The sequence below is a fragment of the Lutibacter sp. genome, assembly GCF_030692605.1.
GTDB lineage: Bacteria > Bacteroidota > Bacteroidia > Flavobacteriales > Flavobacteriaceae > Lutibacter.
In genome coordinates this window covers 51,488-74,340 of record NZ_JAUYUD010000017.1, presented here as the reverse complement: position 1 = coordinate 74,340, position 22,853 = coordinate 51,488, and the positions used below count along the sequence as shown (strand labels likewise).

The 22,853-nt window shown below is 31.6% G+C and carries 17 protein-coding genes and 1 riboswitch; of the genes, 2 read left to right on the top strand and 15 right to left on the bottom strand.

All coding sequences use genetic code 11. The features are described from left to right. The first annotated feature begins 470 nt into the window (after positions 1 to 470). Positions 471 to 560: riboswitch (TPP riboswitch) on the top strand. A 47-nt stretch (positions 561 to 607) separates the two neighbouring features. Then, entirely contained in the window at positions 608 to 2,959 is a 2,352-nt protein-coding gene (locus tag Q8S45_RS01790) for a TonB-dependent receptor (RefSeq protein WP_305600694.1), read from the top strand. A 48-nt stretch (positions 2,960 to 3,007) separates the two neighbouring features. On the opposite strand, the gene Q8S45_RS01785 is transcribed toward Q8S45_RS01790, so the two are convergent. The 4 genes from Q8S45_RS01785 to Q8S45_RS01770 form a co-directional block, all read right to left on the bottom strand. Continuing rightward, complete coding sequence (locus Q8S45_RS01785) at positions 3,008 to 3,283, bottom strand: heavy-metal-associated domain-containing protein (protein ID WP_305600692.1); 276 nt, start codon at positions 3,281 to 3,283, stop codon at positions 3,008 to 3,010. Positions 3,284 to 3,512: 229 nt separating this feature from the next. After that, the gene (locus Q8S45_RS01780; RefSeq protein WP_305600690.1) at positions 3,513 to 4,970 is read right to left on the bottom strand and encodes an NAD(P)/FAD-dependent oxidoreductase; all 1,458 of its coding nucleotides are present in this window, start codon (positions 4,968 to 4,970) and stop codon (positions 3,513 to 3,515) included. A 1-nt stretch (position 4,971) separates the two neighbouring features. Beyond that, on the bottom strand, positions 4,972 to 5,535 hold the full coding sequence (locus Q8S45_RS01775) for a DUF3365 domain-containing protein (RefSeq protein WP_305600688.1): 564 nt from the start codon (positions 5,533 to 5,535) through the stop codon (positions 4,972 to 4,974). A 2-nt stretch (positions 5,536 to 5,537) separates the two neighbouring features. Further along, entirely contained in the window at positions 5,538 to 5,930 is a 393-nt protein-coding gene (locus tag Q8S45_RS01770) for a rhodanese-like domain-containing protein (RefSeq protein WP_305600686.1), read from the bottom strand. Between the two features lie 216 nt (positions 5,931 to 6,146). Here Q8S45_RS01770 and Q8S45_RS01765 point away from each other — a divergent pair, with 216 nt between their 5' ends. Beyond that, complete coding sequence (locus tag Q8S45_RS01765) at positions 6,147 to 6,566, top strand: DoxX family protein (protein ID WP_305600684.1); 420 nt, start codon at positions 6,147 to 6,149, stop codon at positions 6,564 to 6,566. Positions 6,567 to 6,674: 108 nt separating this feature from the next. Here Q8S45_RS01765 and Q8S45_RS01760 read toward each other — a convergent pair whose 3' ends face one another. The 11 genes from Q8S45_RS01760 to Q8S45_RS01710 all read right to left on the bottom strand — a co-directional run bounded on the left by Q8S45_RS01760 (position 6,675) and on the right by Q8S45_RS01710 (position 22,784). Beyond that, a complete protein-coding gene (locus Q8S45_RS01760) occupies positions 6,675 to 8,090 on the bottom strand; it encodes a rhodanese-like domain-containing protein (RefSeq protein WP_305600683.1) in 1,416 nt (471 codons plus the stop codon). A gap of 201 nt (positions 8,091 to 8,291) precedes the next feature. After that, the gene (locus Q8S45_RS01755; protein ID WP_305600681.1) at positions 8,292 to 10,028 is read right to left on the bottom strand and encodes a SulP family inorganic anion transporter; all 1,737 of its coding nucleotides are present in this window, start codon (positions 10,026 to 10,028) and stop codon (positions 8,292 to 8,294) included. Beyond that, entirely contained in the window at positions 10,015 to 11,754 is a 1,740-nt protein-coding gene (locus tag Q8S45_RS01750) for a SulP family inorganic anion transporter (RefSeq protein WP_305600680.1), read from the bottom strand. Before Q8S45_RS01750 ends, Q8S45_RS01755 begins: the two co-directional genes overlap by 14 nt. Positions 11,755 to 11,832: 78 nt before the next feature. Further along, positions 11,833 to 12,855, bottom strand: a complete 1,023-nt coding sequence (ruvB, locus tag Q8S45_RS01745) for a Holliday junction branch migration DNA helicase RuvB (RefSeq protein WP_305600678.1) — start codon at positions 12,853 to 12,855, stop codon at positions 11,833 to 11,835. Positions 12,856 to 13,000: 145 nt separating this feature from the next. Beyond that, positions 13,001 to 14,752, bottom strand: coding sequence for a cbb3-type cytochrome c oxidase subunit I (locus tag Q8S45_RS01740; RefSeq protein ID WP_305600676.1), 1,752 nt, complete (start codon positions 14,750 to 14,752; stop codon positions 13,001 to 13,003). A gap of 32 nt (positions 14,753 to 14,784) precedes the next feature. After that, positions 14,785 to 15,795, bottom strand: a complete 1,011-nt coding sequence (locus Q8S45_RS01735) for a cytochrome c oxidase subunit II (RefSeq protein ID WP_305600674.1) — start codon at positions 15,793 to 15,795, stop codon at positions 14,785 to 14,787. 91 nt (positions 15,796 to 15,886) lie between these two features. Beyond that, the gene (locus Q8S45_RS01730; protein ID WP_305600673.1) at positions 15,887 to 17,188 is read right to left on the bottom strand and encodes a quinol:cytochrome C oxidoreductase; all 1,302 of its coding nucleotides are present in this window, start codon (positions 17,186 to 17,188) and stop codon (positions 15,887 to 15,889) included. A 26-nt stretch (positions 17,189 to 17,214) separates the two neighbouring features. Beyond that, entirely contained in the window at positions 17,215 to 17,769 is a 555-nt protein-coding gene (locus tag Q8S45_RS01725; protein ID WP_305600671.1) for a cytochrome c, read from the bottom strand. Between the two features lie 5 nt (positions 17,770 to 17,774). Continuing rightward, on the bottom strand, positions 17,775 to 18,299 hold the full coding sequence (locus Q8S45_RS01720; RefSeq protein WP_305600669.1) for a DUF3341 domain-containing protein: 525 nt from the start codon (positions 18,297 to 18,299) through the stop codon (positions 17,775 to 17,777). Next, positions 18,292 to 19,683: an NrfD/PsrC family molybdoenzyme membrane anchor subunit gene (nrfD, locus tag Q8S45_RS01715; protein ID WP_305600667.1), complete on the bottom strand. Its 1,392-nt coding sequence runs from the start codon at positions 19,681 to 19,683 to the stop codon at positions 18,292 to 18,294. The genes Q8S45_RS01720 and nrfD overlap by 8 nt, the downstream gene beginning before the upstream one ends. Before the next feature lie 35 nt (positions 19,684 to 19,718). Further along, entirely contained in the window at positions 19,719 to 22,784 is a 3,066-nt protein-coding gene (locus Q8S45_RS01710; RefSeq protein WP_305600665.1) for a TAT-variant-translocated molybdopterin oxidoreductase, read from the bottom strand. Positions 22,785 to 22,853: the final 69 nt, after the last annotated feature.

Below are 22,853 nucleotides of genomic sequence, written 5' to 3'. Positions count from 1 at the left end.
CTGATTAATCATGTTTTTTATAATGTTTGAAATTCACTATAAATATACTGATTATCAGGCTTTTATGCAAATATTTTATTGCTTTTTATCATAAATTTTTTGCTTTTTTCTTGTGATTTTTAACCCTTAATTCGCATTATTATTTATTCCTTATTCTTTTCGTTTCTCATTCATAAATTAAATGAACGAATATGGAAAGGTTCAAAAATTAATATAATTGGTGTCATTTTAATTTGGCTAATTTTTTTGGCTGCATTTTGTGATATTATTGAAAATATAGCTTTAATACAACTGCTTTTAGGCGATTTGCTACAAAAATGGAGTTCAATTGCTTTTTATTCAGCTATTTTTAAATTTTCTTTGTTGACCGTAGGTTTATTATTTACTATTATAACTTCTTTCGTTTTAATCTTTAAAAAAATATTCTTAAATAAATATTCTTAAATACGTAATTAATACCTAAATTTGCAGCATCTCAAAAGGGGTGCCTAAAACGGCTGAGATCAAACCCATTGAACCTGAACAGGTAATGCTGTTAAGGGAAGTAAGTAACAATTTAATTAACATCGATTAATTACCTCTTTTTAAATCGTTTTATTTTATATAAATGAAACATTTAATCTTTATTTTAATAATTGTATTTTCAATAAATACACAATCTCAAGAGTTATTTAAACTTTCTGGAAAAGTAACTGATGGTGAGAATACACTTCCAGGAACAACAATTTTAGTAAAAGGAACAACTACTGAAACAACTACAAATTTTGAAGGTGAATTTTCATTCTCTTTAAAAAAAGGAGATTATACTTTAGTTATTAGTGCTTTAAGCCAACCTAAGGAAGTAAAAATAACTTTAACGAAAAATCTATTTATCACCATTGATATGGCCGACAGTTATATTAATTTAAATGAGGTTTTAGTCTCTGCCGTAAGAGTAAAAGCCAATTCACCGGTTACGCATACTAACGTTACCAAAGAAGATTTAGTAAACAGAAATTTAGGGCAGGATATTCCGGTATTATTAAATTATTTACCTTCTGTAGTTACAACTTCCGATGCTGGTGCAGGAGTTGGCTATACCGGTATTAGAGTTAGAGGAAGTGATGCTACTCGTGTTAATATTACTATTAATGGAATTCCATACAATGATGCTGAAAGTCAAGGGACATTTTGGGTAAATATGCCCGATTTTACTTCTTCAACTGAGAGTATGCAATTACAACGTGGTGTTGGAACTTCAACCAATGGATCTGGTGCTTTTGGTGCAAGTCTAAATTTGTTAACCGATGCTGTTTCTACTAATGCGTTCGGAGAAATTAGCAACTCTTTTGGTTCTTATAACACTAAAAAACACACCGTTAAATTTAGTACTGGAAAAATTAATAAACACATCGAATTTTCAGGTCGTTTCTCAAAAATTGATTCTGATGGGTATATTGACAGAGCGTGGTCCGATTTAAAATCCTATTTTTTACAAGCCGCTTATGTTGATGATAACACCTTAATTAAAGCATTGACTTTTGGAGGTCATGAGAAAACATATCAGGCTTGGTATGGGGTAACAAAAGAAGAAATGGAAACTTTAGGCCGTACTTACAACCCGTATTTTTATGAAAACGAAATTGACAATTATAATCAAGATCATTATCAATTACATTGGAACCAAAAACTATCTGAAAACTGGTCTGCAAACCTTGGGTTAAATTATACTTATGGCCGTGGTTATTATGAACAATTTAAAGAAAGTGAAGATTTTTCAGATTACAATTTAACTCCTATAACTATTGGTGGTGCTACCATAGACAAAACGGATTTAATAAGAAGACGCTGGTTAGGCAATGATTTTTATGTTTTAAATGCCAATGCAACCTATAAAAATAATGGCTTGGAACTAATTTTTGGAACCTCACTTAGCACGTATCTGGGAAAACATTTTGGCGAAATTATTTGGGCTGAATTTACAAGTAATTCAGAAATAAGAGACCATTATTATGATAGTAAAACCGAAAAAAAAGATTCAAATATATTTGGGAAAATAACTTATAATTTAAATGATTCTTGGACTTTATTTGCTGATTTGCAAGCTCGTTTTGTGAAATTTGACACCAAAGGATTGACTTCAGATAGAGAGGCTATAAATGTTGATGAAAATTATTCATTTTTTAATCCGAAAGCGGGTGTAACTTTTAAAGCTAATGAAAACAACAGTTTGTATTTATCGTATGCAAAAGCAAATAAAGAACCGAATAGAAACGATTTTGAAAATGGAGTGAATACTTCTGAAAAATTAAATGACTTTGAGTTAGGATGGCGTTTTAATAATGGAACTTTTAAAGTGAATTCAAACATTTATTATATGCTTTATAAAGATCAGTTAGTTTTGACTGGTGCAATTGATGATACTGGAGCTCCATTAAGAGCAACCAGTGGAAAAAGTTACCGTTTAGGTTTAGAAATTGATGCTCAGATTTCAATTTCAAATGAATTTAGTTTACAACCAAATATTGCAATAAGTAGTAATAAAAATGTTGATTTTATAACCTCTTGGAATGGCGAATTAACTGATTTAGGAAAAACAAATCTTTCATTTTCACCAAATTTAATTATTGGAAACGCTTTTGTTTATCAACCTACAAAAAATGTTCAACTTTCATTATTATCAAAATATGTTGGAGAACAATATATGGGAAATGTAGATAATGAAAATTCAAAATTAGATAGTTATTTTGTAAATGATTTCAATTTTTCGTATGAAATTAAACCAAATAGCATTTTTAAATCCATCTTATTTAGTGCATTAGTAAATAATATTTTTAATGTAAAATATATTTCGAATGGGTATTATTATACTTATGATGACACTTGGTCTATAACTGGAGAAACTACAACTTTAGATGGTGCAGGTTATTATCCTCAAGCTACAAGAAACTTTTTAATTGGAGTTACATTGAAATTTTAACATAAAAAAAAACCGAGGCATTGACGAGGCCACTGACCTCGTTTTTTTTTATTTCTCATCTGAAATCATTCTTCCAGTTGCACAACTAACAAACGATTTTGCTTTATGTAATATTGTGTTTGCATCACCCACTTCTGGATAACCCATAGTTGCTAATTTTTCTTTTACTGAAGTTAAAATAGCTTCATCATTTGAATCTATAGAAACAATTGATTTATCTAAATCTACTTCAACAGTATTAACACCTTTTACGGTTAATAATCCTTTTTTAATTGAGTTTACACACCCACCACACTTCAAATTTAATATCTCTATTTTATTCATTTTTGATTTGTTTAGACTTCAAAATTACAAAAATTATACAACTTAAGAATGACCACCAATTACAATTTTCATTACTTTTAAGTTTAGCATAAAAAAATTATAAATTTGAACTATGAAGCAAACTCTCATAAAACGCACTAGTATTCCTGGTTCTGTACCAAAAGACATATTGCTATATGGTATCGTTTTTTCTTTACTTTTTTTCATTTTAAAATAATTTAATTACAATTTATTCAGGTATTAACCACCAAAACGGTTTAGCCTTCGCTTTGTATAAAAACATGTAATGCATAAATAATTTCATCCAATGGCCTGCAGTTCCAACAACACCTACTGTATCGTTTATATTTCTTCCCCATTTTGGGTATTTTTCCCAATCTTGTACAATAGGATTAACAGTCATTACTGCTGCTTGTCCTTTAAATAATCCATATCCTGCTGACACTATACAAGCTGCGCCCATTTTAGCCATAGAAGCTTTATGTGGATGCTCAATTTTACCGACTTTTATAGAATGAATTACATTTTGTGCAACTATTTTTCCAATTACTCCTGAAGGCATTCCTGTTCTTGGAGGTGTAGGAAAAATTTTAGTTCCATTAGGACTTTGCATTGGTTTAGACATACCATGCGGAGGCGCAAAAGCAATTCCTGCAGCATATATATTATCGTACTCGCAACTCTGATAAATTGAAGGCCAATCTTCAGCTTTCCAATCTTCATATTCTTTTGGAGTGTAATCTGCATCTACTTTCATCATTCCATTTGCAGCAAAAACTTCAAATGTAATATCACTATTTTCTTTATTAAAAGCTTTCATACCTGCACCCGAAAAACCAGGAATTAACATCGCAAAATCAAATTCTTTAGTGTGAAATTCTCCTTCTAAATTTTCATAATAAATTTTCCCTTCTTCAACCTTATAAACACCAGCCCTTTTTATCCATCTAATTCCGTATTCCTTTAAAATAGATTCGGTGAATATTTTAGTTGGCGTTATATACCCATTCTTTTTTATATAAGCACCACCCATACCAAAGTCTCCTAACTCATATTCATTAGAAATCCACCACATATCAGCTAAATGCGTTAACTTTCTTTTTCCTATTTCAAAAGCAATATTTAAAATATATTCAAAAGCAGCACCTTGACAAGTAGCCAACGCATGACCTGTACCTACCACAAAAGTTTGCCTTTCTCCATTTTCCATTTTCTTTAAAGACTCTTGTAGTTTTTTCCAAGAATGCTCGGCATGGTCATACGTACAAACGGATTCTGTGAATTTATGAGGGCCTAACCCTTCAGTTGCTTCAAAATTTAATTTTGGCCCTGTACTATTTATCAAAAAATCATACGAAACTTTTTCCTCTTTTCCTTCATTTTCACCAGTCACATATTTAATAGTGACAAATCCTTTTTCGTTTTCAGCATCTCCTTCTGGGTGAATTGCAATAGCTAAGGCTTGTTTATATACTACACCCATTTTTTTATATACAGGAGCTAATTCAAATTTCACTTGATCGGGAGTCATTAATCCAACTCCAACCCAGATGTTAGAAGGAATCCACTGAAAGTTACTATTTGGTGAAACCATTACAACTTCGTGACCCTTTTTTAGAGCTCTGCTTAAATAAGAAACCGCTGTATGACCAGATATTCCAGCTCCTAAAACAACAACTTTTGCCATATTAATTATTTTTAAATTCTATACTCCAAATCCCTCTAACATCTCCATTTTTATAGCCAATAGCCATATCTTTTGGATACAATGTTTTAATTAATGAATCTGTTTCAACTGTTAATTCTTCACCAAGTTTGCCATGACATACTAAACATTTTGCATCGATAATAATAGGTGCATAGAATTGCACATTACCATTTGTGTTTTTTTCAACAATTGGTTTTAAGTCAGATTTATTTTGAATGGCTTTCTCATATTGTGTAACTATTTGTAATTCACGATCTGCTGCAAGATTATTGGTATTTCTAATTCTATCAGAAGTTCTTTTTACTGTTACATTAAATTTTTCTTCCATACTATTTGTAATTGACATTGCTTCAGTATGACAAAACGGAATTGCTTGTTTTGGACCTCCCAATTTCATTTGGGTCATTAAATTAGAGCTAAGTTCTTTATAAGTTGCCTGAGTAATTTCAGTTCCTTTTTGGGTATATTTTTCTTTTTCTTCCTCTGTTAATGAATTAGAACAAGATGTTAAAATTAAACCCATAAAAATTAGAAAATATTTCATTGCTATTTTTTTACTTCTAAATTATTTCGTTCCCAATTAACAATTCCTCCTTGCAGGTCATACACTTTTTTAAATCCTAAAGCTGTAATTTGAGATGAAGCTGATGATGTTCTATTTCCAGACCTACAATACAAATAAAGAGTTGTACTTTTTTCATATTTTGATACTTGATCTAAAAAAGTGCTATCAAAATAATTGATGTTAATTGCTCCTTGAATATGACCCTGGTTAAATTCCTGTGGCGTTCTAATATCAATAATTAATTGATTTAAAGATTTTTCTTTAAACTCCATAGGGGTTAATACTTTAACCGCCGTTTCTTGTGATTTTGTATTACAACTAAAGCTAAAAATAGCTAAAAATAGTAGTAAAGTTAAGTTAATAGTTCTTTTCATTTGTTTTTGATTTTTTACAAAAGTAAAGTTACGATTAAAATTTAGCAGTAACCAAAGTTACTGTTATCAAAAAAATTAATTTTGATTGTAAACGATTGACAAGCAAAATATCTATAAAAATGCAAACTCTTCTTATTCTTCTATTGAATTCATAAAAGTAATTTTCATAGCATTATTTTTTATAACTTTGATTATTACTTATTTAATTCTAAAATTATGAATGTGCTCACTTCTTTATCAACATCTCTTGATACCAAAACTGGAACCGCTTATAGCTTAATCAGAATATTTTTAGGAATTGCACTTACGGTTAGGGGTTGGCTAATTTTGGCAAACCCAGAATCCTTAATTGATTTGGGCGTAAATCGAGAATTGTTTGTTTGGGTTTCTTTAGTGGGGGTTACTCACCTTATTGGCGGTGTGCTTTTATGCATTGGTTTTTTAACAAGATTAGGAGCCTTAATTCAAATTCCAATATTATTTAGTGCTGCTTTTTTTATACATGCACATACCAAATTGATGATGGGTGGACAGTCTATTGAGTTGGCCTCCTTGGTTTTATTTTTACTTTGCATGTTTTTTGTTTTTGGTGCAGGATCTTTTTCAATAACTGAATTTATGTCAAACAAAAAATAATAATTCTTTTCTTTTATGCATAAAAACTAACGATTAATATCAATCTCTTTTGATAAAAAAAAAAGGGAAAGCAAATACTTCCCCAAACATATTAATTTTAAAAAACATTTATAATAATGTAGTTGGACAAACATAATCCGTTAGTTTAACTCCTGTATCTTTTAAGTCTTTAAAACCACCCCTAACATCTGTTACTTTTTTCACTCCATTTGCTTGAAAAATTGATGCGGCAATTAATGATCTATAACCAGTTGCACAATGTAAAAAATACTCTTTATTTGGATTTATTTCAGCAAAATTAGAATGAATAAAATCTAACGGAAAGTTCTCAACACCTATCACATGCTCTGATAAATATTCTGATTCTTTTCTAACATCCAAAGCAACTTGCATAGAACCATTTTTTAGTTTATTTGCAAATTGAGTTGCAGACATAGAACCAATTTTATCAACTTTATGCCCAGCAGCTTTCCAAGAATGAATACTACCTCTCAAATAACCTAAGGTATTGTCGTACCCAACTCGAGAAAGACGAATAACAACTTCCTGCTCTCTTCCCTCTTCTGCAATAAAAATTATTTTTTGATTGATATCTTTAACTAAAGAGCCTACCCAAGGTGCAAAACCACCTTCAACACCAATATACCATGCCCCAGGAACAGTACCCTCTTCTGCGTAAATTTCTTTGGTGCGTGTATCAATTACCAATATATCCTTTTTCTCACTCATTTCTTTAAAAGTATCAGCATCTATTGGTGTGGTTCCTTTATGAATAATTTCATCAATACTAATGTTAACTCCTTTATTCATTCTAACATTATTGCCAAAGTACTGTGGTGGTGGTTTTAAGCCTGTTGTAACTTCTACAATAAACTCTTCTTTGGTCATATCAGCTCTCAACGCATAGTTTGTTTTCTTTTGATTTCCTAAAGTGTCAAAAGTTTCTGAACTCATATTTTTTCCGCAAGCTGAACCAGCGCCATGATTTGGATACACAATAATATCATCTGGTAAAGTCATAATTTTGTTTCTTAGAGAATCATATAAATGACCTGCTAAATCTGCTTGTGTTAAATCTGATTTCACTGCTAAATCAGGTCTTCCAACATCTCCAATAAATAAACAATCACCTGTGAACACGTATGGCTTTTTCCCCTTTTCATCTATTAATAAATAGGAAGAGGATTCCATTGTATGACCAGGTGTATGTAACAATTGAAGTTTTAAATCTCCAATTTTAAAGATTTCACCATCTTTTCCTTGATGAATGTTATAAGCAGGATCTGCGTTAGGACCAAAAACAATGGTTGCCCCAGTTTTTTTTGCTAGATCTACCTGACCAGATACAAAATCGGCATGAAAATGAGTTAAAAATATATATTTAATCTTTGCTCCATCAACTTTCGCCATCTCTATATAAGGTTCAGTTTCTCTTAAAGGATCAATAATTGCTGCTTCACCGTTGGAATGGATATAATATGCCATTTCCGCCAAACATCCTGTAAATAATTGTTCTACTTTCATCTGTTTAAGTTTTATTTTTTTTAATTATCAGATGGAATTCGCATAATAATAATTTCGTTCAATATTGAAATTTTTAATATGCTCATTTCATAATAATCTGAATTTAAAATTGTTAATCATATTTTGAGATATTTCAAAATTACGAGATAGATTTTTTTTATTTGTAATCTAAATCACACTATTGGTGGTATTAAAAAATAGTTAACGATTTGTTTGCTTTACATATTTAAAATGTTCCTTTGCAAATTCCCTACTCGTTTTATTCTTTTCAAATGCGTCTACAGCTTCTTGTATGCTTATAAAACAATTTTCATATTTTATTTTAACCATAATTCCTGCTTTTTGCAACACATCTCTTACTGGTCCTTTCATACCAGTAAATGCAATATCAATGTCCAAGTTTTTATGTTTTTCAATAACATCATTTAACATGTAAATTCCAGAGCTATCAATACTATTAATACTTTCACCGTCAATAATTATCAGTTTTAATTCTTCTCCCTTTTCTGAAACATATTCTTCTAATTTATCTTTAAAAAATTGAACATTGGCAAAATATAATTCAGCATCAAATCGTATAATTAAAATAGCTGAATTTATTTCCAATAAACCTTCGAACCTTTTTAAATTTCGATAAAAGTGAGTTTTCGGAATTCGTCCTAAAATTGCAATATGAGGCTTAGTACTGCTATAAATTAACATCCCTAAGGATAAAATAACACCTATTAAAATTCCTTCTTTTATCCCAACGGTAGCAGTTGTTATAAGTGTAATATTTAAAATAAATAATTCTTTTTTTGAATATTTTAATAATTGCTTTGGAACAGTAAAATCGAGTAATCCAAATACTGCAACTACAATAATAGCAGCCAAAACCGCTTCTGGTAAATAGTAAAAGACTGGTGTTAAAAATAATAGAGAAAAGCCTACAACCACAGCAGAAATTATGGATGCAAGCGGTGTTTTCGCTCCTATTTGATTATTTACCGCAGATCTAGACAAGCCACCTGTTCCTGGAAAAGTTTGAAAAAAAGAACCTACCATATTTCCCAAACCTATTGCAATAAATTCCTGGTTTGGAACTACTTTATAATCATTATGTTTCAATTCAATAGCTTTTGCAACTGAAATTGCCTCCAAAAAAGCAATAAATGATAATGTTAATGCAATTGGAAATAAATCAATAATAACATTTTTAGTGAAGTTAGGCATCTTAAAAACTGGTAACCCACTAGGAACATTTCCAATTATTTTAACTCCAAGTTGCTCTAAATTAAAAGCTCTAACAACTAAAATTCCAAATATTACAACAACTAAGGCTGCAGGGATTTTTTTTGTTAAATGTTTAAAGAACACTAAAATTAAAATTGAAACGACTCCAATTGTTAATGTTAAATAATTTATTTCTTTAATATGTTGAAACACATCAATTACTAATTTATGCATTTCATTATTTCTCTGAATATTAATTCCCAATAAGTTCTTTAATTGGCTTAAGGCAATTATTAAAGCTGCCGCAGATGTAAATCCGCTTATAACTGGTCTCGATAAAAAATTAACTAAAAAACCCAATTTAAATACCCCAAATAATATCTGCAAAACACCCATTATAAAAGATAATAAAATGGCAAATTCAATAAATTTATCTGTTCCTATTTCAGCTAATGTAGCAACACCAGATGCCACAATTAATGAATCCATTGCGACTGGGCCAACAGATAATTGACGAGAGGTACCAAAAATTGCATATACAATTTGAGGGATCATTGCTGTGTATAGTCCATATATTGGAGGTAATCCAGCAATCATTGCGTACGCAATACCCTGTGGAACAAGTATTATACCAACTGTTAATCCAGCACTAATATCGCCCTTTAACCATTTCTTTTTATAATTTGGAAGCCAACTTAGAATTGGAAATATATTATTTATGCTCATTTAATAAACTCAATTTACATTCATCAAAAACCTTGATTTTACAAGGTTTTATCATTTTTTTATGAATTTCTGTGATGGCAGTTTTTTTATCAGAAAAGAAAATATTTTCTCCCATTTTATTAATAAATCCACCTTTTCGTAACACATCTTGACTCACAATTTTTAATCCTGTGAAATAAATTCCCCCACGTGAATTTTGCCATTTTGCAATTTCATGAGTTAGCCATTCTGAAGCTGCCAAATCAATAAAATTTATTCCTTCAGCAGCAATTAACACATGTCGAGTTTCATCATTATCATACAATTTAGCAAGGTAATCAGAAATTTTTTCAATAGATCCAAAATAGATAGAACCATCAATTCTAATAATTTTTAAATTAGAACATTCTTTTGCATTTTTATCTCTAATAATATTTACAAACCTACCTTTCTTGTTTAGGCCTAAAATTGCAATATTTGGCTTGGACGTACGCTCCAAGTAAAAGAAAAACGAAACAAAAATTCCTGTTATTAAAGCAAACTCTAAATCGAAAAATAAAGTTCCCAATAAGGTAGTAAGCAAAATTATCAACTCCCGTCTACTACTTTTATATACTTGCTTTATATGATGAAAATCAATTAAATTATAACCTACCAATAAAATAATACCGCCCATAGCAGCTTTTGGTAAATAAGAAGCATAAGAAGCTAAAAGTAACAAAACAATCATTAAAAATAATGAAGCAATTATTGCTGCAAAAGGTGTTTTTGCACCCGCCTGATGATTAACTCCAGAACGGGTAAACGATCCAGATCCAGCATAGCTAGAAAAGAAACTACCAATTAAATTTGACAGCCCTTGTCCTATAAACTCTTGATTGCCATCAATTTTTTGATGAGTATGTAATCCTATAGATCTACCAATTGCGACAGCTTCAATTAAGCCTAAAAGTGCAAGAACCATTGCTCCCGAACTCAATAAATTTATAGTATTAAAATTAATATCTGGCACATTAAATGGTGGTAAATTTGACGGAATATTACCTACTGTTTCTATGCCATGTGCTTCTCCACCTAACAATATTGCACCAACACTTCCCAATATCATAGCAATTAACATATAATATCTAGACAGTGGTTTTATTACTATTTTAACTAATACGGCAATTACTAAAGTGCCCAATGCTACTCCAAAAACATACCAATTTGTATCGAATATATTTCGACTAATGTGCAATACAATATCAACTATTGTGCTTCCTTGAGGTACTTGAATTCCAAAAACATGTTTTAGTTGTTTAAATGCGATTAAGATTCCTGCTCCAGCGGTAAAACCAATAATTACTGAGTGAGATACAAAATTTACTAGTTTCCCCATTCTAAAAACACCCATCAAAAACTGAAATAACCCAGCCAAAAAAGTAAGAACCAAGGCTAAAGAAATATATGTTTCTAAATCGGATTCTGGTGAAACAATTTTTATTAAAGTTGAATAAACAACTATTGAAATTGCCGTAGTTGGTCCCGAAATTAAATGGTATGAGCTGCCAAATAAAGCAGCAATTATGGGTGTAATCATTGCCGTATAAAACCCATATATTGGAGGTAAGCCAGCTATCATAGCGAAAGCTACCGCCTGTGGAATTACAATTATAGTACCTGTGATACCAGCAATTAAATCATCTTTCCAAGTTTTTTTTACTAACGGAAGCCACTTTAAAAAAGGAAATAAATTTTTAAAATTCATTTTTAAAAATATAAGAATTATCGCGTCATACAAAAGTACGTTGCTTCTAATTTTAAAATGTGATGAGGATCACTTAATTTAAAATAGTTCTCCTTGGCTTTTGCCTTTAATTTTACCTAAATGCAAATATGCTCTTTCCGTTACTTCTCTTCCTCTGGGAGTACGCATAATAAACCCTTCTTGAATTAAAAAAGGTTCATATACTTCTTCAATTGTTTCAATATTCTCACCAACAGCAGTTGCAATAGTGCTAATGCCAACAGGCCCGCCTTTAAACTTATCAATAATAGTATTTAATATCTTCGTATCCATTTCATCCAGTCCATGAGCATCTACATGCAAAGCTCCTAACGCATACCTAGCTATTTCAATAGTAATATTTCCATTTCCTTTTATTTGAGCAAAATCACGTACCCTTCTCAAAAGTGCATTTGCAATACGAGGAGTTCCTCTACTCCTACCTGCTATTTCAATTGCAGCTTCCATAGAAATTGGTACATTTAATATTAATGAACTTCGTTGAATAATTGTAGTTAAAAGTTCTGCAGAATAATATTGTAATCTACTACTAATTCCAAAACGAGCTCGCATAGGTGCAGTTAAAAGTCCCGATCGTGTTGTTGCCCCAATTAATGTAAAAGGTTCTAAATCAATTTGCACTGTTCGAGCATTTGGCCCGGATTCAATCATAATATCAATTCGATAATCTTCCATGGCAGAATATAAATATTCTTCAACAATAGGACTTAACCTATGTATTTCATCGATAAATAAAACATCTCTATTTCCCAAATTGGTCAATAATCCAGCCAAATCACCCGGTTTATCCAAAACAGGACCTGAAGTAATTTTTAAATTGGCATTCAATTCATTAGCTAAAATATGTGCAAGTGTCGTTTTTCCAAGTCCTGGAGGACCATGAAACAAGGTGTGATCTAGCGCTTCGTTCCTTAAATTGGCTGCTTCAACAAAAACTTTTAAATTTTCTAAAATTTGCTCTTGTCCTGTAAAATCATCAAAAGTTAAGGGGCGTAGTTTTTTTTCAACGTCTAATTCTTCTGGTGAAAAATTCTCTTTATCAGGATTTAAGTTTTCGTTCATAAAAACAAAGATAATGAAGTAAAATAATTAATAATGAATAATTAAAAAAATTCAACCGCTGTCGTATATATAATAATTCATAAAAAAAACTCAGTACATTTCTAAAAGAATTATGCTGAGTTTTAATTATTCATTAAATGTTTTTTTAAGATTCTTCTTCTCCTTCTTTTAACGGTATTGTTTGTAACACAAAATCTTCATCATGTCCAGGCTTGCTATAATCGTAAGCCCAACGATGTACCGCTGGGATTTCACCTGGCCAGTTTCCATGTATATGTTCAACGGGTGTGGTCCATTCCAAGGTATTTGATCTCCAAGGATTTTGTTCTGCTTTTTTACCTTTGTATATACTTATGAAAAAGTTGGCTAAAAATATTATTTGTGCCAAACCACCCAAAATGGCGAACCATGTTATTAAAATATTCACATCAGAAACATCGTCAAACAATGGAAAAGCGGTGTTATTATAATATCTTCTAGGCAAACCTGCCAACCCAATAAAGTGCATTGGAAAAAATACTCCGTAAGCTGCCACGGCAGTTATCCAAAAATGCCAATAACCAAGGGTTTTATTCATCATTCTTCCAAACATTTTTGGAAACCAATGGTATACCCCTGCAAACATTCCATAAATTGCCGATACACCCATAACTAAATGAAAATGCGCAACAACAAAATAAGTATCGTGCACATTAATATCTAAAGCACTATCTCCTAATACCAATCCTGTTAAACCCCCAGAAATAAATGTTGAAACCAAACCAATTGAAAACAACATAGCTGGATTCATCTGTAAATTTCCTTTCCACAAAGTGGTTATATAATTAAAAGCTTTTACGGCAGACGGAATTGCAATTAACAATGTTGTAAATGTAAATACCGAACCTAAAAATGGATTCATTCCAGACACAAACATGTGATGCCCCCAAACTATTGTCGATAAAAATGCAATAGCAATAATTGAACCTATCATTGCTCTATATCCAAAAATTGGTTTTCTGGAGTTTGTTGCAATTATTTCAGAAGTAATTCCTAATGCTGGTAATAACACAATATATACTTCAGGATGACCTAAGAACCAAAATAAATGTTCAAATAATACCGGTGAACCACCTTGATAATGCAATACTTCTCCTTGAATAAATATATCTGATAAATAAAAAGAAGTTCCAAAACTTCTATCAAAAATCAATAATAAAGCTGCCGATAACAACACTGGAAATGAAACCACTCCAATAATTGCAGTTACAAAAAATGCCCAAATAGTAAGTGGAAGTCTTGTCATTTTCATTCCTACTGTTCGTAAATTAAGCACTGTAACAATGTAGTTTAATGATCCCAAAAGAGAGGAAGCTACAAAAATTGCCATTGAAATCAACCACATTGTCATTCCTAATCCAGAACCAGGGATTGCTTGTGGCAATGCACTTAAAGGAGGGTAAATAGTCCACCCTGCTGATGCTGGTCCAGCTTCAATAAAAAGCGAAAGCACCATGATTACACTAGAGATAAAGAATAACCAATACGACACCATATTTAAAAATCCAGATGCCATATCCCTTGCTCCAATTTGTAATGGAATTAATAAATTACTAAATGTTCCACTTAATCCGGCTGTTAATACAAAGAATACCATAATGGTACCATGAATTGTTACCAAGGCCAAATAAATATCTGGAGTCATAACTCCACCATCTTGGTGACGACCTAAAAAAGCCTCTATAATACTAAAAGAAGTGTCGGGCCAAGCAATTTGTAAGCGAAAAAGCATTGACATAAACACACCAATAATTCCCATAAAAATACCAGTAACTAGGTACTGTTTTGAAATCATTTTATGATCCGTACTAAAAACGTATTTTGTTATAAATGTTTCTTTATGATGATGATCTGACATATTTATTTTTTTTAGTAGTCCTACTTTATTTTTTATTGAGAGATTGCTTGTGCCAAAGTTTGTTGCCCTTTTAACCATGAATTAAAAGCAGCCTCTTCTTCAACTATAATTTTCATTTGCATATTGTAATGAGATGCACCACAAATTTTATTGCATAATAACAAATAATCGAACTCATAAGGATCTTCTCCTTTTTCGGCCCTTATTTTATTGATGCCTTCAACTTTTGCAATTGTTTCTTCATTGGCTCTCATTTCTGAAGTTGTTAATTTAGGTGTAAACGCAAACTGAGTTACCATTCCAGGTACACAATTCATCTGAGCCCTAAAGTGGGGCATATATGCAGAATGCAATACATCTTGTGAACGAAATTTAAAAATAACTTTTCTTCCTTTTGGCAACCTTAATTCTCTAACAGCAATATCATCATTCGCATTTTTATCCGTCATATCTACACCCATTGTATTTATTCCTTCAATTAAACGAACATTTGCTTTTCCTAATTCATTATCAGCACCTGCATATCTAGCTTCCCACTGAAATTGTTTTGCATATACTTCAACAATTAACGGATTTTCGGCATCTGAAGAATCCATAACGTCATTCCAAACGGTTAAACCGTACAATACTAATCCAGCTAAAACAACCGCAGGAACAATAGTCCAAATCATTTCTAACTTGTGGCTATCTGCATAAAACAATGCTTTTCTACCTTTTATTCCTCGATATTTAAATGAAAAGTAAAATAACAAAAATTGCGTAACTGCTTGAACAAATAAAATTAATAACATTGTAATTAAATACAATGTGTCATATTGTTCACCTTCCACAGAGGCAGCTTCAGGTAATAATATTACCGAATATTTCCAAAATGAAAAAATCATTAATCCATAAAAGAAAACTCCAAAAACGGCAAATAAAATACCTTGCGTATTGTTATCCTTATCTGTTGCTATTGTTCCTTTCAGATTAAAAATATTTGTTATTTGCCAAATTGCAATGGCTACGATAATTGCTAATAAAACATAAAGTAATGCTGTCATATTTTTTTGTTAGTTGTTTTAGTGGCGTAAAATATAAAAAAATCCTGAATAATTGACATTCAGGATCCTTCCTATTAAATATTTTTAAATTTTAATAATGAAAATGTTCACTTTCTTTTAAGAATGGGCTTCCTTTTGCTAATAATGGTGCTTTTGTTAAAGCAGAGAAAACCACGTAAATAAATATTCCTAATATTAATAAAACTGAACTTATTTCAGAAATTCCAATAAACCATTGATCACCAACAGTTGCTGGCATAATCATTACATAAATATCAATATAATGTCCTATTAATATGATAATTCCTGTACAAACAATAAACCAATTTACACGTTTAAAATCGCTATTCATTAATACTAATAAAGGAAAAACAAAGTTTAAAACAACCATTCCTAAAAACGGAATCTTATAATCATTAAATCTTGATACAAAATATGTAACCTCTTCTGGAATATTAGCATACCATATTAACATAAATTGTGAGAACCATAAATAGGTCCAGAATACACTAAAACCAAACATAAATTTTGCTAAATCATGCATATGGCTATTATTTACAAATTCTAAATAGCCTTGACTTTTTAAGTAGATAGAAACTAATGCAATGGTGGTAATTGCTGAAACTATCATGCTTGAGAATACATACCACCCAAATAAAGTACTAAACCAGTGAGGGTCTAGAGACATAATCCAATCCCAAGACATCATAGATTCTGTAACCAAAAAGAATACTAGAAACGCAGCTGAACGCTTAAATAATTTAGTATAATTACTATTATCTGTCGCACTATCTTGAGCTAACGTTAATTTACGAGCATGCTGACGATAAAAAATCCATCCTCCTATATAAATTGCAGCTCTCAATAGAAAAAATGGCACATTTAAATAACCACTTTTATTTTGAATTAATTCATCATTTGCAACAACCTCAGGATCCATCCAAACAAATAAATGGTTAAAATGAAGGGAAGAAAGCACAAAAAATACAAATAATAAAATACCCCCAACTGGTAAATAAGCGGTTATTCCTTCCATAACTCTAAATAAAACAACTGACCATCCAGCTTGAGCCGCATGTTGAATAGCGTAAAATGCCAAAGCGCCCAGAGCTAACATAAAAAAGAAAAACAGAGCTACATAAAGTGCAGACCATGGTTTGTTTTTTAATAAGTGATAAACATGTTCGGCGTGTGCATCATTTGCATGGGTATCAACGTTCTCAGCATGATTTTGTGTTGCAACTTCTTCATGAGAATCATGACTATCTTGCAATATTACTTTAACATCTTCTACTGAACTAGGTGTAGTTAAAAAACCATATCCAACACCTAACAGTCCTATTATCATTAAAGCAAATGAAAACGTTTTTAATTTACTTGAAAATGTATACATATTTTTAATTTCTATCGGTGTAATTTTTATTTTAATAATTCTGTTCTCAATTGTTCCACATACATGGTTACTTGCCAGCGTTCCTTAACTGTTAATTGAGAAGAATGAGAACCCATTAAGTTTCTACCATACATAATTACGTGGTAAATACTACCAGATGTAATTTCTCTATCTTTATAGTTAGGAACTCCTAAGAATTTTTCTCTTTGAACTAAAACTCCATTTCCTGCACCTACATCTCCATGACAAGAAATACAATAAATTCCATACATTTTTTTTCCGTTCTCTAGATTTATCTCGTTTAATTCATACGGATTGGTTAAACTTGCTTTGGCTGCTTCATAACCTTCTATTGAATTGGGATACTCAAAAGGTACTTGCCCTCGAGCAATAGTTCCTGCCATTGGATTTTGAGAAGTCATCCCATTTTTATAATTTGGGTTTTCAGTATATGTTTCATATCCAACAGACTTGTACATATCTGGCATATATTGATAATTTGGTTTTGTTTTATCGCCCCAACAAGATGATAAACTCACTAATAAACCAAATGTTGCTATTATTTTTAAAATGTTTTTCATTTTAATCAATGCTTTTCAGTTACTTTAATTTCAACAGTTCCTGTTTTTTCAAGAAATGCAACTAATTCATCTTCGTTTCCATCAACAGAAACTTCCATTACAAACATATCATCTGTTGTTCTAGGATCAGGATTTTCAGCTTCTTTAAATGGCCATAATTTACTTCTCATATAAAAAGTAATAACCATTAAATGCGCTGCAAAAAATACTGTCATTTCAAAAATGACTGGTACAAATGCTGGCACATTTAAAAAGAAACTAAAACTTGGTTTTCCTCCAATGTCTTGAGGCCACTGCTCTATCATCATATAATTCATCATCCAAATAGCAAAGGAAAATCCAACGCATCCATAAAGAAAGGAAGTAATTGCTATTCGAGTTTCTTTAAGTCCCATCGCTTTATCAAGCCCATGAACAGGAAATGGTGTATATATTTCTGCTATATGATGATTTGCTGCACGCACTTCTTTAACAGCATGCATTAATACATCATCATCATTATACATCGCTTGTATTACTTTATTAGTCATGATTTAAGTCTCTTAATTTTTTATAATTATCACCCGATGATTTTAAAATAGATTTTACTTCTGCTTGTGCAATTACAGGGAATGTTCTAGCATATAATAAGAAAAGAAAAAAGAAAAAACCAATAGTTCCCACAAAAATACCTATATCAACAAAAGTTGGAGAAAACATTGTCCAAGAAGATGGTAAATAATCTCTATGTAATGAAGTTACAATAATTACAAAACGTTCAAACCACATTCCAACATTTACAACAATTGAAATAATGAATGAGAACATGATACTTGTTCTTAATTTTTTAAACCACATTAACTGTGGAGAAAAAACGTTGCAAGACATCATTAATAAATACGCCCACCAATATGGTCCAGTTGCTCTATTCAAAAACGCATATTGTTCATATTCTACTCCTGAATACCAAGCAATAAATAACTCTGTAATGTATGCGCAACCAACAATTGAACCCGTAATCATAATTACAATGTTCATAAGTTCAATGTGCTGAACTGTAATGTATGCTTCAAGGTTCGACACTTTCCTCATAATAATAAGCAACGTATTTACCATAGCAAAACCAGAAAACACAGCTCCTGCAACAAAGTAAGGAGGAAATATTGTAGTATGCCATCCTGGAATTACTGAAGTAGCAAAGTCAAAGGATACAATAGTATGAACTGAAAGTACAAGAGGTGTTGCCAAACCTGCTAAAACCAAAGACACCTCTTCAAATCGTTGCCAGTCTTTTGCTCTACCGCTCCACCCAAAACTTAATAAACTATATATTTTCTTTTGAAACGGTTTTACAGCTCTATCACGTAACATAGCAAAATCAGGAAGTAATCCCGTCCACCAAAAAACCAATGAAACCGATAAGTACGTTGAAATAGCAAAAACGTCCCATAATAATGGTGAGTTAAAGTTAGTCCATAATGTTCCGAATTGGTTTGGTAAAGGCAATACAAAATGTGCATTCCAAACACGACCCATGTGAATAACTGGAAATAAACCCGCTTGAATAACAGAGAAAATTGTCATTGCTTCAGCAGATCGGTTAATACCCATTCTCCATTTTTGGCGAAATAATAAAAGTACAGCAGAAATAAGTGTTCCTGCATGACCGATTCCTACCCACCATACAAAGTTGGTAATATCCCAGGCCCATCCAACGGTTTTATTTAATCCCCAAACTCCAATTCCAGTTCCAATGGTATATATAATGCAACCAATTCCCCAAAGAAATGCTAAAAGGGAAATATAAAATGCGGTCCACCATAATTTATTTGCTTTGCCTTCAACTGGAGCAGCCACATCAACAGTAATATCGTGATAGCTTTTATCCCCAATAATTAAAGGCTTTCTAATAGGTGCTTCGTAATGAGACGCCATAATTTAATTCAATTATTATCTATTAATATTATTTTTTACGCTTCTTGTGTATTTCTAACTTTTACATGATACACTACATTTGGTTTTGTACCAACGTTTTCAAGTAAATGATATGCTCTATTATCTTTTGTAAGGGCTGTTATCTTATTTTCACTTACATTAATATCTCCAAAAACCATTGCTCCAGTATTACATGCGTTTGAACAAGCTGTTTCAAACTCATTAATATTAACTGGTCTGCCTTCGTTTTTAGCTTTTAAAATAGTTCCTTGCGTCATTTGAATACACATAGAACATTTTTCCATGACCCCTCTAGAACGAACAGTTACATCTGGGTTTAATACCATTTTTCCTAAATCGTCATTCATATTGTAATCAAATTCATTGTTATTGGCATAATTAAACCAATTGAATCTTCTTACTTTATAAGGACAGTTGTTAGCACAATAACGAGTACCTACACAACGATTATAAGCCATTTGATTTTGACCTTGACGTCCATGTGATGTAGCTGCAACCGGGCAAACTGTTTCACAAGGTGCGTGATTGCAATGTTGACACATCACAGGTTGAAAAGCAACTGATGGATTTTCCGAAGGGTCCTCTAAATCAGACATCGTGTTTTTATATCCCATTACTCCTTTTCCATTCTTTTTTAACTCATTATCGCCCTCAAAATCTTCTTCATGTGAATAATAACGGTCAATACGTAACCAATGAAGATCACGAGATTTTCTAATCTCAGATTTTCCAACTACAGGCACATTATTTTCTGCGTGACAAGCTATAACACATGCACCACAACCTGTACAAGCATTTAAATCTATTGATAAATTAAAATGATGACCCAAAGATCTATCGAAAGACTCCCACAAATCAACCGTAGTTGCCTCTACCTCATTATGGTCTAGAGAAACCATTGGAACTTTGTTCCAAGAACGTTTAGGGTCTAACGAAGCATCGTTATATGTTTCTAACGTAGTTTCTTTTATAATATCGCCTCTACCCATTAAGGTATTTTGTAACTGAACACAAGCAAATTCGTGCATTCCACTTACTGTTTTAAGGGAAATGTTTGGTTGAAAAGTATTGAAATTATTGTATAAACTATAAGAATTAACTCCGGTTTGCATTTCTGCTTTCAAACCTTCTTTTCTACCATATCCTAAAGCCAATCCAACAGATCCTTTAGCTTGTCCTGGTTGAATTAAAGCAGGTATGGTTATTGAAATTCCGTTTAACCCAACTTCTACTAAACTACCATTTAAAGCTCCATTAGCAACATTTTCATTAATGATACCTAAATTTTTAGCATCAGATTGCGAAATTGTTAAATAATTATCCCAAGAAGTTCTAGTAATTGGATCTGGAAATTCTTGAAGCCAAGGGTTATTTGCCATTTGACCATCACCCATTCCAACTTTGGTATATAATGATAGTTCAAACTCACTGCCTTTAACATCTAACAAGGATTTTATAGCCTCATTTAAATCCACTTCTAAAGCATTAATACTTCCTACAGACTCAAAACTAAACACACCATCGTGCAACGCTTGATTCCACGATTTTCCATTTAAAACCTCTGCATTCCATGTTTCTTTAATAAAATCATAATAAGAAGCAGTGCTACCAGTCCATTTTAATAAGGAATCCTGAAATTGCCTTGTATTAAATAATGTATTAATGGTAGGTTGAATTAAACTATATGTTCCTTTTTTAATTACAGCATCTCCCCAAGATTCTAAATAATGAGGTGCAGCTAAGGCATATTGCACTGTTTTAACAGTTTCATTATGTTCTTGTGAAATGGCTACAGACAATTTAACTTTTTTCAATCCAGCAACAAACTCTTTAGAGTTTGATAAAGTAAACACAGGGTTTATATTATTCATAATAACTGCTCCAATTTTTCCAGCGTTCATATCTGAAACAAGTTTTAAAACTTGAGCGTCATTACCTTTTCTAATATTTTTTGTTGCAACAACATCAATAACCTCACTATTAAGTGCTTTATTTATTGCAAGCGCAATTAGTTGTGCATTTTTATCTTGAATTCCTGTTAATAAAATTCCTTTGGCACCCGCTTTTTTAAGTTGAGCTGCCGCTATTTGTACAGCACTATTAATTGGAGATTCTTCCATGGTACTTGTACCAAATACTACTGCATTGTATAATTTAACCAGCGCTGAAATCTGGTCAGAAGGCTTCATCATTACACGTTTATCTGCATTTGCACCAGATAAAGTCATATTCGCTTCAAACTGAATATGATGAGACATTTTACCTTCTTTAGGAATTCGTCCTAATGCATAACCCGCATCAAAACCTCCACCTTGCCAATCAGCCAAGAAATCTGCTCCTATTGAAACAATAACTTCTGCTTTTTCTAAATTATAATCTGGTAATGCACGTGACCCATACATAGCTTCAAAAGCATCTAATGCCGCTGATTCTGAAACAGAATCGTAAATTACATGGGAAACATTGCCGTAAGACTCGTTTAAATATCCAATTAATTTTTTGGTTGAAGGACTTGCGCATGTTCCAGTTAAAACTACAATTGGTAATCCTGCAGATTTAACTTCATTTAATTTAGCTATAATTTGAGTATCAACATCATTCCAAGAACTTACAGTACCACCAATCATTGGCTCTTTTAATCTTCCACTATCATATAAAGAAAGTACAGATGCTTGAATACGAGCATTTGTTCTTCCATTTGCTTCTTTATTTGGTTCAATTTTTATTGGTCGTCCTTCTCTAACTTTTACCAATATGTTGGCAAAATCAAAACCATCTGCCATTGTTGTAGCATAATATTCGGCTACACCTGGTATAATATCATCTGGTTTAATTAAATATGGAATTGATTTTACAACTGGTCCTTCACAAGACGCCAAAGATGCAGCTGCTGTTGTAAATCCAACATATTTTAGAAAGTCTCTACGTGTTGTTGATGAAGATTCTAAATTTTCTTTATTACCCAAAAATTGATCTAAAGGTAATTCTTCAACAAACTCGTTATTTTTTAACGTATCAACAATAGAGCTGTTTTCGTTTAGCTCTTCAACACTTTTCCAGTATTTTTTGTTTGATGCCATTGATTTTTATATTTATTATTGAAAGATTAAAAGATTGAATAAATTAACTTTCTTCAATTTTTAACTATT

Coding starts and splice junctions, on each gene's coding strand:
- Q8S45_RS01730 (WP_305600673.1), bottom strand. CDS start 17,188: ATGTATACATTTTCAAGTAAATTAAAAACGTTTTCATTTGCTTTAATG.
- Q8S45_RS01775 (WP_305600688.1), bottom strand. CDS start 5,535: ATGAAATATTTTCTAATTTTTATGGGTTTAATTTTAACATCTTGTTCT.
- Q8S45_RS01750 (WP_305600680.1), bottom strand. CDS start 11,754: ATGAATTTTAAAAATTTATTTCCTTTTTTAAAGTGGCTTCCGTTAGTA.
- Q8S45_RS01755 (WP_305600681.1), bottom strand. CDS start 10,028: ATGAGCATAAATAATATATTTCCAATTCTAAGTTGGCTTCCAAATTAT.
- Q8S45_RS01720 (WP_305600669.1), bottom strand. CDS start 18,299: ATGACTAATAAAGTAATACAAGCGATGTATAATGATGATGATGTATTA.
- Q8S45_RS01725 (WP_305600671.1), bottom strand. CDS start 17,769: ATGAAAAACATTTTAAAAATAATAGCAACATTTGGTTTATTAGTGAGT.
- Q8S45_RS01785 (WP_305600692.1), bottom strand. CDS start 3,283: ATGAATAAAATAGAGATATTAAATTTGAAGTGTGGTGGGTGTGTAAAC.
- Q8S45_RS01710 (WP_305600665.1), bottom strand. CDS start 22,784: ATGGCATCAAACAAAAAATACTGGAAAAGTGTTGAAGAGCTAAACGAA.
- Q8S45_RS01740 (WP_305600676.1), bottom strand. CDS start 14,752: ATGTCAGATCATCATCATAAAGAAACATTTATAACAAAATACGTTTTT.
- Q8S45_RS01780 (WP_305600690.1), bottom strand. CDS start 4,970: ATGGCAAAAGTTGTTGTTTTAGGAGCTGGAATATCTGGTCATACAGCG.
- ruvB (WP_305600678.1), bottom strand. CDS start 12,855: ATGAACGAAAACTTAAATCCTGATAAAGAGAATTTTTCACCAGAAGAA.
- Q8S45_RS01760 (WP_305600683.1), bottom strand. CDS start 8,090: ATGAAAGTAGAACAATTATTTACAGGATGTTTGGCGGAAATGGCATAT.
- Q8S45_RS01770 (WP_305600686.1), bottom strand. CDS start 5,930: ATGAAAAGAACTATTAACTTAACTTTACTACTATTTTTAGCTATTTTT.
- Q8S45_RS01735 (WP_305600674.1), bottom strand. CDS start 15,795: ATGACAGCATTACTTTATGTTTTATTAGCAATTATCGTAGCCATTGCA.
- Q8S45_RS01790 (WP_305600694.1), top strand. CDS start 608: ATGAAACATTTAATCTTTATTTTAATAATTGTATTTTCAATAAATACA.
- Q8S45_RS01765 (WP_305600684.1), top strand. CDS start 6,147: ATGAATGTGCTCACTTCTTTATCAACATCTCTTGATACCAAAACTGGA.
- nrfD (WP_305600667.1), bottom strand. CDS start 19,683: ATGGCGTCTCATTACGAAGCACCTATTAGAAAGCCTTTAATTATTGGG.